We start from the raw sequence: 14,500 nt of genomic DNA, 5'->3' as shown, positions 1-14,500 counted from the left end.
GACGTCAGCCGGCGTCCGGGGCGGGCCCCGGACCCGGCCACGCCATGAGGTTGGCGAGCAGCTCCGCCTGCTCCACGGCGTCGTCGAGGGCGTGGTGCGTGTGCCTGCGGCGGGAGAGCAGATGGCGCGGCATCGTGCCCTTGGCGACGGCCCGCAACGGCAGGCCCGCCTTCACGGCGTACAGCGTCTTCATGTCCAGGCACCCCGAGTGCCCGAAGGGGCTCGCCCCCGTGAAGCGGATCAGGTACCAGTACAGGAACATCCAGTCGAACGCCGCCGGATAGCCGCACATCACCGGCTGCGCTCCCGCGCTCACCTCGCGCACCCAGTCGGTGAACTCGGTGAGCGCGGCCACCGGCTCGGCCCCCTCCCGGCCGAGCCGCTCCCGGTCCAGGCCGCTCACCGCCAGCGCCTCCGGCACGAACTCCGTGCTGATCGGACGCAGTTCGCGGTAGAAGGTGTGCCGGGTCGGATCGGCGGCCGTGAAGCCTTCCGCGTCCTGCGTCCCCGCGACCGCGGCGCCGAGGCTCAGCATCGAGTACGGACCGGGGATCGGCCCGTCCGCCTCGATGTCGACGGAGATGCAGAGGCTGGGTCTGGTACGTCGTACGGCCATGGACCGGAAGCATCGCAGGCCGCGGGGGCGGAACGCATCCGGTTTCCGCGCGTCCCGCCCCGGGGGTCACTCGCCGGGGGCGAGAGCGCGCGCGAGGACGCGGGCCGCGTCGGCGATCAGTGCGTTGTCCACCGTCGCGTCCCGGGCCGCCTTCGACGACAGCACGGCCAGCACGAGCGGTGTCCTCCTGGTCGTCCAGGCGACGCCGATGTCGTGGGCGCTGGCGTAGGCGCCGGTGCCCGTCTTGTCGCCGACCGTCCAGCCCTCCGGGAGCCCGGCGCGAAACCGTTCGCCGCTGGTGGCGGTGCCCTTCAGCCAGTCCACGAGCTGCTCCCGGTCGGTGTCGGCCAGGGCCCGGCCCAGGGTCAGCCGCTCGAAGCTCCTGCCGAGCGCTTCCGGCGTCGTGGTGTCGCGCGGGTCACCGGGGACGGCGGTGTTCAGGTCGGTCTCCCACCGGTCGAGCCGGCTCACCGGGTCGCCGAGGGAACGGAAGAAGCGGGTCAGCCCGGCCGGCCCGCCGATCTGACGCAGCAGGAGGTTGCCCGCCGCGTTGTCGCTGTACCGGATCGCGGCCGCGCACAGTTCACCCACCGCCAGGCCGGACCCGGCGTGCCGCTCGGTGACCGGCGAGTTCGGCAGGACGTCCGCCGGGGGATACGCGATCACCCGGTCCAGCGGCGCGCAGCGGTCATGGTCGCGCAGGACCGCGGCGGCGGCGAACGCCTTGAACGTCGAGCACATCGCGAACCGCTCCCGCGACCGGTGGGACACGACCCGCCCGGTGCGCGTGTTCCGGGCGTACACGCCCAACCGGGCGGCGTACCGCCGTTCCAGGTCACGCAACTCGGTTTCGGCGTGCCGCAGTTCCGCGGAGCCGGCCGCGGGCGCGGCCGAGGCGGCCGACGCCGCCGAGGCGGGAACGACCACGGCGGTCGAGGCGGCCAGGCCGGCCTTGAACAGGCCGCGTCGCGGCAGAGGGGTGGCGCTGGTCATACGCGGTTCTCCCTTTGGTCCGTCGTCGGTGGGGGGCCGTCTCGGGCCCGGCGCTGTCCTCCATCAGCACCACGAGATCGGTGCGGCGGCCCGCCGAGCCTTCGGGGCCCTGCGGAGCCGACGCCGTCACACGTCCGCCCATGACCCGCGGCTACAGCCCGAACAGGCCCGGGTCCGTGGTGAGTTCCTTGAAGTGCTCTCGCGGGTCGGGCACCAGCTTCCTGGCCTTCAGATCCAGCAGGCCGCCGACCGCCGTGATCTCGGCGGCCACCGTGCCGTCGGACTTGCGGATCGTCTGCTCGATCCGGAAGGTCTTTCCGCCGCCCCACTCGAAGGCGCACGTCACGTCCACCTCGTCGCCGGCGAGGAGTTCCCGCCGGTAGCGGATGGTCGTCTCCAGGGCCACCGGGCCGATGCCCCGGGCGACGAGACCGGCCTGGCTGATGCCGGCCGCCCGCAGCAGCGACCAGCGGGCGTGTTCCGCGTAGTTGAGGTACACCGCCTGGTTGAGATGCCCCTGCGTGTCGGTCTCGTACCCGCGGACGGTCACCCGGACGGAAAACGGCTCGCTCACTGCTGGACCTTCTCCCCTGTGCGGTTCGGTGGGCTCTGGCCCCGATCTTGGCATGTCCGCCGTGGCCATGGCCGTCACACCCTGCGCGGCGAGGCCAGCAGATAACGCCGTCTCGTCCGCGGCTCGGTGTACTCGCCGGACTGCCACCCCGCCCGCTCCAGCGTGGCCGCGCAGGCCCGCAGCGCCGCGGGGTCCGGCTCGTACACCGCGACCGCCTCCGGCTGCGGGGTCGCCCGCACCCGGTACCCGTCGCCGTCCGGGCCCGCCGGGCGGTGCCCGCCCGCCTCCAGGGCCAGCGCGGCAGCCTGCACCAGATGCGCGCGCTCCCAGCCGCAGGGCCGGTCCGTGGCGCCGTGCGGATCGGTCATCCGGCGCAGTTCGAGCAGTCCCTCCCACGCGCTGCGCACCTCCCGGTCCCGGGCGGGCCCGGCGCCGTCCGGCTCCTCCTCACCTCCGACGCGTGCGGAGAACACGCCGGTGGGCGCGGGTGCCTCCACGGGCGCCGGGGCCTGCGGCTCCGCCTCGCGCACCCGATGTCCCGCCGGGGTCAGGAAGTGGTCGTGCGGCGGGCGCGGGTGCCGGAAGGCGAGGCCCCGTCGCACCAGGGCCGCGAGCTGCGCCTGCGTGCCGCTGAGCCGTCCGGTCGCCGGGTCGGCGGCGTCGATGACCCGGCGCTGGGCGGCGGTCGGCGGTCGTGTCACGGCGTCCTCTCCTCCCCCGTCCGGCCGGCGCACGGCGTTGTCGACGGCCTGACGGCGCCCCCGGTCGGGCACGCGGCCGGCCACTCGGAAGACTACGACGGGGGTACGACAGTCGAGCGGGCGCCGGGCGTCCGCCCGCTCACGCGGGGACGCCGGGCCGGATGTTCCAGCCCGCGATCACCGGCCGCCCGTGCTCCGTGCCCAGCCGGCACACCGTGCCCGTGGCCAGCTGGAACAGCGCGCCCGCCGCGGGTTCCAGGCCGAGCCGCCGGGCGGTGAGCACCCGCAGGAAGTGCCCGTGCGCCACCAGCAGGACGATGCCCTCGGTGTTGGCGAGCGCGGCGTCCACCTTGGCGAGCATCCGGTCGGCCCGCTCCCCGACCTGCTCGGGCGTCTCCCCGGGGTGCTCCGGCGGCCCCGGGGCGACGCCGTCGGTGAACAGGAACCAGCCGGGCCGGGTGCGCTGGATGTCGGGGGTCGTCACGCCCTCGTAGCCGCCGTAGTCCCACTCCCGCAGGTCCGCGTCGACGCGGGCGTCCTGGACCCCGATCAGCTGGGCCGTCTCCCGGGCCCGCTGCGACGGGCTGACGAACGCGGCACCGATCCGGTGGGAGCGGACCAGCGGCACCAGCCGGCGCGCCTCCTCCCGGCCGTGCTCGGTCAGCGGGACGTCCGTCCGGCCGGTGTGCCGCCCGGAACGGGACCACTCGGTCTCCCCGTGCCGGACGAGAAAGAGATCACCCACGTCGCGCCCTTCCTCCCGTGCCCGTCGGCACGGTGACCCATTGTCGCCGTCCCGCCGGACCGGCGCATCCGGTCCCGCGGGCCGCTGCTGCCGGACCGGCGCGTGCGGGACGGCCGTCCGTCACTGCCGGTACCCGCCGAGGAAGCGGCCGATGCGGCCGATCGCCGCCTCCAGGTCGTCGGTGTGCGGCAGGGTGAGGATGCGGAAGTGGTCCGGTGCCGGCCAGTTGAAGCCCGTGCCCTGGACGACCTGGATCTTCTCGCGCAGCAGCAGGTCCAGGACGAACTTCTCGTCGTCGTGGATCCGGTGCACCTTGGGGTCCAGTCGGGGGAAGGCGTACAGCGCGCCCTTGGGCTTCACGCACGAGACGCCGGGGATCTCGTTGAGCTTCTCCCAGGCCACGTCGCGCTGTTCGCGCAGCCTCCCGCCCGGCGCGGTGAGGTCGTGGACGGACTGGCGGCCCCCGAGCGCGGCCTGGATGGCGTACTGGGCGGGCGCGTTGGCGCACAGGCGCATGGAGGCCAGCATGGTCAGGCCCTCCAGGTAGTCCTTCGCGTGCTGCCTCGGGCCGGTGACGACCAGCCAGCCCGAGCGGAAGCCCGCCACCCGGTACGTCTTCGACAGGCCGCAGAAGGTGAGGACCACCAGGTCGGGGGCGAGGGCGGCGGTCGAGTGGTGCACCGCGTCGTCGTAGAGGATCTGGTCGTAGATCTCGTCGGCGAACACCATGAGGCCGTGGCGGCGGGCGAGGTCGAGGATGCCCTCCAGGATCTCCTTGGGGTAGACCGCGCCGGTCGGGTTGTTCGGGTTGATGATCACGACGGCCCTGGTGCGGTCGGTGACCTTCGAGGCCATGTCGTCGAGGTCGGGGTACCAGTCGGCCCGCTCGTCGCACAGGTAGTGGACCGCCTTGCCGCCGGCCAGGGTGGTCACGGCCGTCCAGAGCGGGAAGTCCGGTGCCGGGACGAGGATCTCGTCGCCGTCCTCGACCAGCGCCTGTACCGCCATCGACACCAGCTCGGAGACGCCGTTGCCCAGGAAGACGTCGTCGACGTCCACCTCCAGGCCGAGGGTCTGGTAGCGCTGGGCGACCGCCCGGCGGGCGGAGAGCACACCGCGCGAGTCGGTGTAGCCGTGCGCCTGCGGCAGCATCCGGATCATGTCCTGGAGGATCTCCTCCGGCGCCTCGAAGCCGAAGAGCGCGGGGTTGCCGGTGTTGAGGCGCAGCACGCTGTGCCCGGCCTCCTCCAGCGCGTTGGCGTGCTCGATGACCGGGCCGCGGATCTCGTAACAGACCTCGCTGAGCTTGCTCGACTGCCGGAACTCCATGCGCCGCTTCCCCTCCGGAGACTGGTGTTGCTTGGTTTTACCAAGCGCGAGCTTGGAAAGTCCAACAACATGGCTAGACTGCGCCGCATGTCACCTCGCCGCAGCTACGACCAGTACTGTTCCGCCGCCCGCGCGCTCGACGTCGTCGGTGACCGCTGGACCCTGCTGATCGTCCGCGAACTCCTGGCCGGCCCGCGCCGCTACACGGACCTGCACGCCGACCTGCCGGGCGTGAGCACCGACATGCTCGCCTCCCGGCTGAAGGACATGGAGCGCGACGGCCTGGCGACCCGCCGCCGGCTGCCGCCCCCGGGCGCCGCCTACGTCTACGAACTCACCGCCCGTGGCCGTGCGTTGCTGCCGGTCCTCCAGGCGCTCGGGACGTGGGGGGAGGCCGCGCTGGGCGAGCGGCGGCCCACCGACGCGGTACGCGCCCACTGGTTCGCGCTGCCCCTGCTGCGCGGGCTGCCGGGGGAGGGGCTCGTCGAGGTCCGGCTGGAGGAGGGGACCTTCCACCTCCACGCCGGTGCCGAGGACGGCCCGGTCTACGGGGACGGGCCCGCGCCGACGGAACCGGACGCCCGGCTGGTGCTCGACTCCGCCACCTGCGCGGCCATCGGCCGCGGGGAGACGAACCTGCCGGAGGCGGTCCGGGCCGGACGCGTGGCGGTGACCGGGGACGGCGCGGCGGCCAAGGCGCTGCGCGAGGCGTGAACGTGCTCCGTGAGGCGGGAGGCGTGAGGCCTGGGACGGGGGCGCGGTACGCGGTGCGTGAGCCTGGGGCGCGAAGCGGGGTGCGCGTGGGTCGGCAGGCGCGGCCGAGGGGCGGCGCGACCGGAGGGCAGGCCGCGGCGGGGTGGCGGAGAAGGCCCGCCGGGGGGCGGCGGGCCTTCCGTGGGCCAGGGGGTCAGGCGCCCGGGGGCACCCGGGAGGGCCGTCCCGACCCGCGGGTCAGCGCGTAGCCGCCGACTCCGGCGAGCGCGGCCAGCGCCCCGCCGATCGCCGTCCACACCCACCGGTCGGACCACCAGCCGGAGGACCAGCCGTCGTCCGGCTTCACGGCGGACAGCACCGCCGACTTCGCCGAACCGTCCTCCTCGGCGGCGGACTTGACCGCGATCCCGGGGACGAGCGGCTTCGCCAGGGAGCCGTCCACCGCGGCCGCCCCGCCGATGTCCGCGGAGTCGGCCCGCACCTCGGCGCGGACCGGCAGGCCCAGGTCGGAGGACCGCAGCCCCACCACCGTCAGCCGCACGTAGTACGTGCCCGGCAGCGGGTCGTTCGCCCACGGTTCCGACCAGGCGCGCACCGTGCGCAGCACGCAGGCCAGCTCCACGGAGGCCGCGCCCGGGGCGGCGGCGCGGGTCTGGGCGCCGTACTGGCAGGACTGGCGGCGGCGCAGACCGTCGTACACGTCGATCTGCCAGGTCTGCGCGGTGTGCGTGTCCGGCAGCTCGACCGTGGCCTTCACCGTGGGGCGCTGCCCGGCGTCCGCGGGAAACGACCAGTACAGGTAGTCACCGGTGGAACCGGTCGCGGTGGCCTGCTGCCCCTGCTCGATCTCGGTCGCCGTACGGAACGACGTGCCCGCCTCGGTCGGCGCGCTGCCGTCGCCGGAGGGGCTCGCCGAGGGGGAGGAGTCGGCCACGGCGGGGCCCGCGGCCAGCCCGAGGGCCAGCAGGGCGGTGCTCAACACACGGGTGATACGCATCAGTTCGTCCTCCAGACCGCGACCCGCCAGCGCGAGAGCCAGCCCCACAGCAGACCCGCGACGAAGCCGGCCAGTACCAGTACGCCGATCAGCCACCAGCCGCGGCCGAGGCCGAAGGCGGCCACGTCGCCCGCCGGGTCCGGGCCGTCCACCACGTCGACGGTCAGCTCCAGCGGCAGACCCGGTGCGGTCTTCACCCCGGCGCCGGGCGAGAAGGAGTTGGTCACCTGCAGACACACGGTCTCGGCGGGGGCGTTGTCGTCGTCGCTCTCCCGCTTCGGATAGCGCAGCCCCGTGGAGATCACATCGGTACGGCCGTTGCCCGCGCTCTCGCCGCGCACGATCTCCCGGCCGTGCACGGTCACCGCCCGCAGCAGCACCCCGTAGTCCGGGTTCACCGCCCGGTCGGCCGCCACGCTCACCGAAGTACGCAGCTCCTGGCCCGGGTTCACGTCCACCCGGTACCAGCGCTGCTGCCCGAACTCCTCGCGGTCGGTGTAGAGGCCGGACTTCAGCGAGGGGGCGTTCGCGCACGCGTCGGCCCCCTCGGTGGCGACCGGCGTCACCACCGGATCGGCCGCCCGGTCCACCAACTGACCGACCCGGTCGGAGAGTTCCTCCTTGTGCCGCACGGAGGTGTAGGTGCCGCCGGTCGCGTCCGCGATGCAGCTGAGCTGGTCGCGGGTCTTCGCGTCCGGCACCAGGCCGAGGGTGTCGATGGTCAGGCCGATGCCCTTGGCGGCGATCTCGCGGGCCACCTCGCACGGGTCCAGCGGCTGGCAGGTGTCCTCGCCGTCGCTGATCAGGACGATGCGGCGGGTGCCGTCCCCGCCGTCGAGGTCCGTGGCCGCCTTCAGCAGCGCGGGCCCGATCGGCGTCCAGCCGGTCGGCGCCAGCGTCGCGACCGCCGTCTTCGCCTCGGTGCGGTCGAGCGGACCGACCGGGTAGAGCTGCGCGGTGTCCTTGCAGCCCGTCTTCCGGTCGTTGCCGCGGTAGTTGGCGCCGAGGGTGCGTATGCCGAGCTGGACCTCCTCGGGCGTGGCGTCGAGCACCTCGTCGAACGCCTGCTTCGCCGCGGCCATCCGCGACCCGCCGTCGATGTCCCGCGCGCGCATGGAACCGCTGACGTCCAGGACGAGTTCGACCTTCGGGGCGGCCTTGCCGTCCGGTTCGCCGGCCGCCGCCGCCGTGGGAAAGGCCAGCCCGGCCGTCAGGGCGGCGAGCAGAGCACAGACCCCTGCCGCCAGCCGTTGTCTTGTGATCATCGGCGGATCTTATTGACCGGACCTCCCGGGCTCCAAAACGAGCGGGTTGGGCAGCGTCGCCCACAGGTCGCCGGGCATCCCGGGGGACAGCCGCATCAGCGTCAACGCCTTGGCGGGCAGCGGCCGTTCGCACAGCGCCACCAGATCCGGGGTGCGCGGCAGACCCCGTACGCCTGCCTCCAGGGCCGCCCGCAGGGCCGGTCCGGAGCCCGCCGTGCCCGCCAGCGCCCCCGCCACCAGCGACCCGAACAGCTTGCGCCGCAGGGCGGTCGGATCGTCGGTGAGGATCCGGCCGGGCAGCCCGGACACCCCGATGCCGTGCCGGGCCAGCCGGGCGGGAGAGACGCGGATGTCGGCGAGGTCGCGGTAGACCAGCCGCAGCGGCGCGCCCGAGGAGGACAGCACCACCAGGAGGTTCTGGCCGTGTGCCTCCAGGGCCACGCCCAGCTCCAGCAGCCGCAGGCCGACGGTCAGCACCAGGTGCGTGAAGTCGGCCAGCCAGAGGGGGGACTGGGGCAGGCCGGTGGTCGCCAGCGCCGCCACCGGCAGCACGTGCTCCCCGGCAGCCGCGTACCGCCGGGGCGACTCGCGCCACTGCGCCGCCAGGTCGGGGGAGTGGGCGGTGGCCGCGGCGAGCGTGCGGGTGACGTGCAGCAGGCCGCCGCCGCGCGCCGCCAGTTCCTCGCCGAAGGCCGACAGGGCGGCCGAGGCGGCGACCGAGGCGACGGACATGTCCCGCACCGACGACGTCAGCCGGGCGGTCAGCGCGGTCTTGACGTGCGGGCCGCCGGGAACCGCCAGGGTGCGCAGCGACATCAGCGGGTGCGCGGCGAACCCGCCGTCGCCGCGGCCGCCCTCGAGCACGTGCGCCGCCTGCCAGGGATGCACCGGGACCAGCAGCCGCCCGCCGTCCCGCAGGTCCTCCGGCCAGGCGCCGGTCACCAGGCACTCCGCGGCCGGCACGGGCACCAGCCCCAGTTCCACCACCGGCCCGTGCTCCGGCGCGTACGCGAGCTGCTCGGCGACCGAGAAACCCGGCCGGGAGCGGCAGTTGGGGTGGAAGGGATGCCCGTCGACCACCCGCTGCTCCCACTCCCAGTCCTCGACCGGCCACTCCTTCGGGTGAGCCCCGCCCCCTGCCGCGCGCCTGTGCCCGCCCCCGACCTCGTGTCCGGTCCCGTCCCCGAGCTCCCGGCCGGTCCTGCCCTCGACCTCCCGGCCGGTCCCGGCGCCGACGGGCCGGCCGGCCCGGGACAGCGCCAACGACGCGACGCTGTGCCCGAGTTCGGCCGCCAGCGCCGTACCGTGCGGCACCCGCAGGCCCGTCATGAGGCGGGCCGGATCCTCGTACGCCTCCCCGCCCAGGCGTACGGCGGTGACGTAGGCGCCGGTGGCGTAGGGGTCCGCCGCCGGGCCGTGCAGCCTGCGGCCGTCGGACAACCACAGGACCAGCCCGTCCCGCGCGGGCTCGCGCCGGGTGATCCACGGCAGCGGCTCGTGGGCCAGTGCGCGCCACAGCCGGGACAGCACGGCGGCCCGGGCGCCGGGCAGCTCCGCCGCGTACCGTGGCAGGAGACCGGGGCGGGCGGCGGCCAGCTCCTCGGCGACCTCGTCCTCGGCGGTGGGAAAGCGGTGCACGGTCGGGCTCCTCGGGTCCGGATCGGGCGTCACGGTAGCGGGCTCCGGACAGACATACTGATCACCCTCGCACCCTTTGGACGTATGGAACGAATGGAACGCGTGGAGCTCATGCCCCCCAGCGCCGACGTCGGAGCGCGCGCCGACGCCTACGCGGCCGCGCCTCTGCTGAACTGCCTGATCCGGGAGGTGGCGCAGCCGCGCCCGGACCGGGCGGGACGGCGGGTGTACCGGCTGCCGGGCGGGGGCCGGCTGCTGCGGGTGCGCGGCGGACGGCGGCCCGCCGAGCCCGAGGTGTACACCGAGGGCGCCTGGCACCGCGTCGGCCACACCGAACTGGTGAAGCTGGTGGCCGAGGAGCTGCGCCGGCACACCGGCCTGTCCAACGACGAACTGCCCGCCGAGATGATCGACAGCCGGGACGCGGTGGCGGCGCTGCTCGCCGCCCGCGACCGGACGCCGCCGCCCCGCGACCCGTACCAGCGCTCCGAGCAGGCCCTCGTCACCGGCCATCCGTACCACCCCGCGCCCAAGGCCCGGGGCGGCGGCCCGGTCGTCTCCTGGCTGCCGTACGCGCCCGAGGCGCACGCGAGCTTCCCGCTGGTGCTGCTCGGCGTGCGCGAGGACGCCGTCGTCGAGGAGGGCGACACCTCGGCCCTCGACGCCCTCGGCCAGGCCCCGCCCGGTTACCGGCTGCTGCCCGCGCACCCCTGGCAGCTCGACCTCGTCGGCCGCGAACTCGACGCCGCCTTCGCCGACGGCCGCCTCGTCCGGCTGGGCAGTACCGGGTTCGGCACCTGGCCGACGGCCGCCGTGCGCACGGTGTACGCCCCCGACCTGGACCTCTTCCTGAAGTTCAGCCTCGATGTGCGCATCACCAACGACGTTCGGAGGCTGTGGCGGCACGACCTGGTGAGGCTGCGCCGCACCGACACGGCCGTGACGCGCGCCTTCGCCGCGCTGGACGGCCCGGCGGCCTGGCTGAGCGACCGCGGCCACCGCACGGCCGCCTTCGCCCACGAGGAGTTGGCGGTGCTGGTCCGCGACGGGGTGCGCGGGCACGTCCGGCCCGGCGCGACCCCGCTGCTGGCCGCCGCCCTCGCCGAGGGCTTCGACGGCAGCCCGCTCGACGGCCCGGCGGATCCGGCGCGGTGGTGGGAGGCGTATCTGCGCCAGGTCGTGCCGCCCGTCCTGACGGTGTTCGCCCGCCACGGCGTCGTCCTGGAGGCGCACCTGCAGAACTCGCTGATCGCGGTCGACGGCGGCGGAACACCCGTGCAGGCGCTCTTCCGGGACGCGGAGGGTGTGAAGCTGCTGCCGGAGGTGTCCCGGGAGGCCGGGTGGGAGCGGCTGGTGTACTGCCTGGTCGTCAACCACCTCGCCGAGATCGCCGCCGCCCTCGTCGAACGCCACCGCGGGCTCGACCCGTGGCCCGCCGCCCGCCGCGAGCTGGCCCGGCACGATCTGCCCGAGATCCCCGGTCTGCTGACGTCCCCCACCCTGCCCGGCAAGACGAACCTGCTGCTGCGCTGGACCGGCGCGGACGGCGCCGACGCCCGCTATCTGCCGCTGCCGAACCCGCTGGCCGGCGGGTAGGTCCCGGCCGGGGAGCACGGCGAGACCGCGGGAGCCGCGCGGACGCCGACGGCCGGCGCCGGAGGACGGGACGCGGGGCGGGATCCGTCCGCGGCCCGCCGAGGGCCCCGGCCCGCTGCCCGCCCGGAGCCGGGCGGATGTGCGGACGCACAATCGGGCGGCCCGATCCGGCTTCACCGCTCCATCGACCCCGCCGTGACGGCTCACGCACACTGCCCCGGAAACATCCGGCCGACAGGTGGCAAGGGAGCGCAGGCATGAAGGCATACAGCGGGCACTTCATCGACGGGCAGTGGACGCAGGCGCCGAACCCCGAGGCGATCGAGGTCGTCAACCCCGCGGACGAACAGGTGATCGGCTCGGTCGTGGCCGGTACGCCGGAGGACGTCGACCGGGCGGTGCGCGCCGCCGCCCGGGCGTTCGAGACGTGGTCCCAGGCCTCCCCCCAGGTCCGCGCGGACTATCTGACGCGGATCCACCAGGCGCTCGAGGAGCGCGCGGAGGACATCGCGCGCCTGGTGGCGAGCGAGGTCGGCACCCCCGTCCAGGAGAGCCGTGTCCTGCAGTCGGGACTGCCCGTCTTCACCTTCGGCCACGCCGCCGAGCTGGCGACCGGCTTCGACTTCGGGCCCGAGGAGATCGGCAACACCCACGTCGTCCGCGAGCCCGTCGGGGTGGTCGGCTGCATCACGCCGTGGAACTTCCCTTTGCACCAGGTCTCGTTGAAGGTGGCGCTCGCGCTGGCGGCGGGCTGCACCGTCGTGCTCAAGCCCTCCGAGGTCGCCCCCCTGTCCGCCATGCTCCTGGCGGAGATCGCCGAGTCGGCGGGGCTGCCCGCCGGAGTGCTCAACGTGGTGACCGGCTACGGCCCGGTGGTGGGTGAGGCGCTGGCGGACCACCCCGACGTGTCGATGGTCTCCTTCACCGGATCGACCCGGGCCGGCCGCCGGGTGGCGGAGCTCGCGGCGCGCACGGTCAAGAAGGTGGCGCTCGAACTCGGCGGCAAGTCACCCAACATCATCCTGGACGACGCCGACCTTCAGGCCGCGGTCACCGACGGAGTGGCCAAGTGCTACCTCAATTCCGGCCAGACCTGTATCGCCCTCACCCGCATGCTCGTTCCCCGTGACAAGCTCGAGGAGGCCGGGCGGATCGCTGCCGAGGCGGCGCGCGGCTACCACGTAGGAGACCCCCAGGACGAGGAGACGCGGATCGGTCCCATGGTCTCCGACGTCCAGCTCAAGCGGGTCCGCGACTACATCGCGACCGGGATCGCCGAGGGCGCCACCCTGCTCACCGGCGGCCCCGACGCACCGCACGACGGGCCCGGCTACTTCGTCGCCCCCACCGTCTTCACCGACGTCACCAACGACATGACCATCGCCCGCGAGGAGATCTTCGGACCCGTGCTGTCGATCCTTCCCTACGACACCGAGGAGGAGGCCGTCGCCATCGCCAACGACACGCCCTACGGTCTCGCCGGCGCCGTGTGGTCCGGTGACCCCGAGCGGGCGCGGGCCGTCGCCCGGCGGATCCGGGCCGGAATGGTCGACGTGAACGGCGGCGCCTTCAACCCCCTCGCCCCGTTCGGCGGTTACAAGCAGTCGGGCGTGGGCCGGGAGGCCGGGCGCCTGGGCTTCGAGGAGTTCCTGGAGACCAAGGCCATCCAGCACTGACCGCCCGTCGGCCGCCGGCCCCCGGCGCCGGAGAGGACACCTCATGTACGACTACATCATCGTGGGCGCGGGTTCCGCTGGCTGTGTGCTCGCCGCCCGGCTCAGCGAGGACCCGGACGTACACGTCCTGCTCGTGGAGGCCGGACCGGCCGACGACGCGCAGGAGATCCACGTTCCGGCCGCGTTCGCCAAGCTGTTCCGCAGCAAGTACGACTGGGACTACCTCACCGAGCCCGAACCGGGCCTGGGAGACCGGCGGCGCTATCTGCCGCGCGGCCGGATGCTCGGCGGGTCCTCCTCGATGAACGCCATGATCTACATCCGCGGCAACCGCCGGGACTACGACTCCTGGGCCGCCGGCGGAGCCAAGGGCTGGGGCTGGGACGACGTCCTGCCGTACTTCCTGCGCTCGGAGGACCACCACGGCGGGGCCTCCGAGTGGCACGGCGCCGGCGGCCCGCTCCCGGTCAGCCCCGGACGCTCCCGCAGCCCCCTCGTCGACGCCTTCGTGGCGGCGGCGCGGCAGGCGGGCCACGCGTTCAACCCCGACTTCAACGGGCCCGTGCAGGACGGAGTCGGCTACTACGAGCTGACCCAGCGCGGGGGCCTGCGGTGCAGTACGGCCGCCGCCTACCTGAGACCGGCGCGAGAACGCCCCAACCTGTCCGTGCTCACCGGCGCCCAGTGCACCAGGATCCTCTTCGACGCGGAACGGACCGTCGGCGTCGAGGTGGACCGGGACGGGACGACGCGGGAACTCCGGTGCGAGCGTGAGGTCGTCCTCTCGGCGGGCGCGTACAACTCACCTCAGCTGCTCATGCTCTCCGGGATCGGCGTCGCCGACGAGCTCGCCACCCTCGGCATCGCCCCCAGGGTGGACCTGCCCGTGGGCGAGAACCTCCAGGACCATCCGCACCTGGCCGTCGTCCACCTCACCGACACCGAGTCCCTGCTCACCGCGGAGACACCGGAGAACCTGCGGCTGCTGGAGACCGAGGGCCGCGGGCCCCTCACCTCGAACGCCGGCGAGGGCGGCGGGTTCTTCCGGACCACCGACGGGCTCGACGCCCCGGACGTGCAGATCCACGCCGTACCGGCGATGTTCCACCAGGAGGGGCTGGGAGCCGCCACCGACCACGCCTTCCACATCGGCGCGGTGCTGCTCGCTCCCACCAGCCGGGGGAAGGTCCTGCTGCGTTCGGCGCTGCCCAGCGCGAAACCGCGCATCCTGCACAACTACCTGACCACCGAGGAGGACCGGGCGACGGCGGTCCGCGCGCTGCGGCTGGTGCTGGACATCGTCGGCCGGCCCGCCCTGCGGGCACATCACAGAGCGGACTTCCTGACGCCGGCGTCCGACAGCGACGCCGACCTGCTGGCGTACGCGCGGCGCGAGCTGCAGACCCTCTACCACCCCACGAGCACCTGCCCGATCGGCCCGGTGGTCGACCACGAGCTGCGCGTGCACGGTGTGGCGGGGCTGCGGGTGGTCGACGCCTCCGTCATGCCGACCGTCGTCCGGGGCAACACCAACGCGCCGACGATCATGATCGCGGAGCGGGCGGCCGACCTCATCCGCGGCACGGCGGCCACCGGCGTCTGACGCCGGCGGCCCCTCGCCACCGCCACGTCGCGTGGCTACTCTGCCAGTGGCCC

The 14,500-nt window shown here is 74.3% G+C and carries 13 protein-coding genes; 4 read left to right on the top strand and 9 right to left on the bottom strand.

Going from position 1 to position 14,500, the window contains the following annotated elements:
* Positions 1–4 precede the first annotated feature (4 nt).
* The 6 genes from ACIPM1_RS17115 to ACIPM1_RS17090 all read right to left on the bottom strand — a co-directional run bounded on the left by ACIPM1_RS17115 (position 5) and on the right by ACIPM1_RS17090 (position 4,958).
* Positions 5–616, bottom strand: coding sequence for a 3'-5' exoribonuclease domain-containing protein (locus ACIPM1_RS17115; RefSeq protein ID WP_402434990.1), 612 nt, complete (start codon positions 614–616; stop codon positions 5–7).
* A gap of 66 nt (positions 617–682) precedes the next feature.
* Positions 683–1,609: a class A beta-lactamase gene (gene bla / locus ACIPM1_RS17110; RefSeq protein WP_402434988.1), complete on the bottom strand. Its 927-nt coding sequence runs from the start codon at positions 1,607–1,609 to the stop codon at positions 683–685.
* 151 nt (positions 1,610–1,760) lie between these two features.
* Entirely contained in the window at positions 1,761–2,183 is a 423-nt protein-coding gene (locus ACIPM1_RS17105) for an acyl-CoA thioesterase (protein WP_402434985.1), read from the bottom strand.
* Positions 2,184–2,257: 74 nt separating this feature from the next.
* Entirely contained in the window at positions 2,258–2,884 is a 627-nt protein-coding gene (locus tag ACIPM1_RS17100; RefSeq protein ID WP_402434983.1) for a hypothetical protein, read from the bottom strand.
* Between the two features lie 139 nt (positions 2,885–3,023).
* Complete coding sequence (locus tag ACIPM1_RS17095; protein ID WP_356184073.1) at positions 3,024–3,629, bottom strand: histidine phosphatase family protein; 606 nt, start codon at positions 3,627–3,629, stop codon at positions 3,024–3,026.
* A gap of 120 nt (positions 3,630–3,749) precedes the next feature.
* Positions 3,750–4,958 (bottom strand): pyridoxal phosphate-dependent aminotransferase, encoded by a 1,209-nt coding sequence (locus ACIPM1_RS17090; protein ID WP_402434980.1) that lies wholly within the window; start codon positions 4,956–4,958, stop codon positions 3,750–3,752.
* Positions 4,959–5,045: 87 nt separating this feature from the next.
* On the opposite strand from ACIPM1_RS17090, the gene ACIPM1_RS17085 reads away from it, so the two are divergent.
* The gene (locus ACIPM1_RS17085) at positions 5,046–5,672 is read left to right on the top strand and encodes a winged helix-turn-helix transcriptional regulator (protein ID WP_402434977.1); all 627 of its coding nucleotides are present in this window, start codon (positions 5,046–5,048) and stop codon (positions 5,670–5,672) included.
* 193 nt (positions 5,673–5,865) lie between these two features.
* Here the strand turns inward: ACIPM1_RS17085 and ACIPM1_RS17080 are convergent, their stop codons facing one another.
* The 3 genes from ACIPM1_RS17080 to ACIPM1_RS17070 are packed head-to-tail and all read right to left on the bottom strand — an operon-like array spanning position 5,866 to position 9,572.
* Positions 5,866–6,669 (bottom strand): hypothetical protein, encoded by an 804-nt coding sequence (locus tag ACIPM1_RS17080; protein ID WP_402434974.1) that lies wholly within the window; start codon positions 6,667–6,669, stop codon positions 5,866–5,868.
* Positions 6,669–7,934 carry a VWA domain-containing protein gene (locus ACIPM1_RS17075; RefSeq protein WP_402434971.1) on the bottom strand — a complete coding sequence of 422 codons (1,266 nt, stop codon included), beginning with the start codon at positions 7,932–7,934 and terminating at the stop codon, positions 6,669–6,671. Before ACIPM1_RS17075 ends, ACIPM1_RS17080 begins: the two co-directional genes overlap by 1 nt.
* 9 nt (positions 7,935–7,943) lie before the next feature.
* Positions 7,944–9,572: an IucA/IucC family protein gene (locus ACIPM1_RS17070; RefSeq protein WP_402434968.1), complete on the bottom strand. Its 1,629-nt coding sequence runs from the start codon at positions 9,570–9,572 to the stop codon at positions 7,944–7,946.
* Positions 9,573–9,665: 93 nt separating this feature from the next.
* Between ACIPM1_RS17070 and ACIPM1_RS17065 the strand changes: the two genes are divergently transcribed.
* From ACIPM1_RS17065 to ACIPM1_RS17055, 3 genes are all read left to right on the top strand, one after another.
* On the top strand, positions 9,666–11,168 hold the full coding sequence (locus ACIPM1_RS17065) for an IucA/IucC family protein (RefSeq protein WP_402435475.1): 1,503 nt from the start codon (positions 9,666–9,668) through the stop codon (positions 11,166–11,168).
* Positions 11,169–11,425: 257 nt separating this feature from the next.
* A complete protein-coding gene (locus ACIPM1_RS17060) occupies positions 11,426–12,844 on the top strand; it encodes an aldehyde dehydrogenase family protein (RefSeq protein ID WP_402434965.1) in 1,419 nt (472 codons plus the stop codon).
* A 43-nt stretch (positions 12,845–12,887) separates the two neighbouring features.
* A complete protein-coding gene (locus tag ACIPM1_RS17055) occupies positions 12,888–14,447 on the top strand; it encodes a GMC family oxidoreductase (protein ID WP_402434962.1) in 1,560 nt (519 codons plus the stop codon).
* Positions 14,448–14,500 lie beyond the last annotated feature (53 nt).

The sequence above is a fragment of the Streptomyces sp. NPDC086766 genome (genome assembly GCF_044746005.1).
GTDB lineage: Bacteria > Actinomycetota > Actinomycetes > Streptomycetales > Streptomycetaceae > Streptomyces.
The sequence above is the reverse complement of the archived record's forward strand: the minus strand, read 5'-3'. Positions and strand labels throughout refer to the sequence as shown.

Excerpts from the sequence above, each read along its gene's own strand:
- ACIPM1_RS17115 (WP_402434990.1), bottom strand. The coding sequence starts at position 616 with ATGGCCGTACGACGTACCAGACCCAGCCTCTGCATCTCCGTCGACATC.
- bla (WP_402434988.1), bottom strand. The coding sequence starts at position 1,609 with ATGACCAGCGCCACCCCTCTGCCGCGACGCGGCCTGTTCAAGGCCGGC.
- ACIPM1_RS17090 (WP_402434980.1), bottom strand. The coding sequence starts at position 4,958 with ATGGAGTTCCGGCAGTCGAGCAAGCTCAGCGAGGTCTGTTACGAGATC.
- ACIPM1_RS17085 (WP_402434977.1), top strand. The coding sequence starts at position 5,046 with ATGTCACCTCGCCGCAGCTACGACCAGTACTGTTCCGCCGCCCGCGCG.
- ACIPM1_RS17080 (WP_402434974.1), bottom strand. The coding sequence starts at position 6,669 with ATGCGTATCACCCGTGTGTTGAGCACCGCCCTGCTGGCCCTCGGGCTG.
- ACIPM1_RS17075 (WP_402434971.1), bottom strand. The coding sequence starts at position 7,934 with ATGATCACAAGACAACGGCTGGCGGCAGGGGTCTGTGCTCTGCTCGCC.
- ACIPM1_RS17065 (WP_402435475.1), top strand. The coding sequence starts at position 9,666 with ATGGAACGCGTGGAGCTCATGCCCCCCAGCGCCGACGTCGGAGCGCGC.
- ACIPM1_RS17060 (WP_402434965.1), top strand. The coding sequence starts at position 11,426 with ATGAAGGCATACAGCGGGCACTTCATCGACGGGCAGTGGACGCAGGCG.
- ACIPM1_RS17055 (WP_402434962.1), top strand. The coding sequence starts at position 12,888 with ATGTACGACTACATCATCGTGGGCGCGGGTTCCGCTGGCTGTGTGCTC.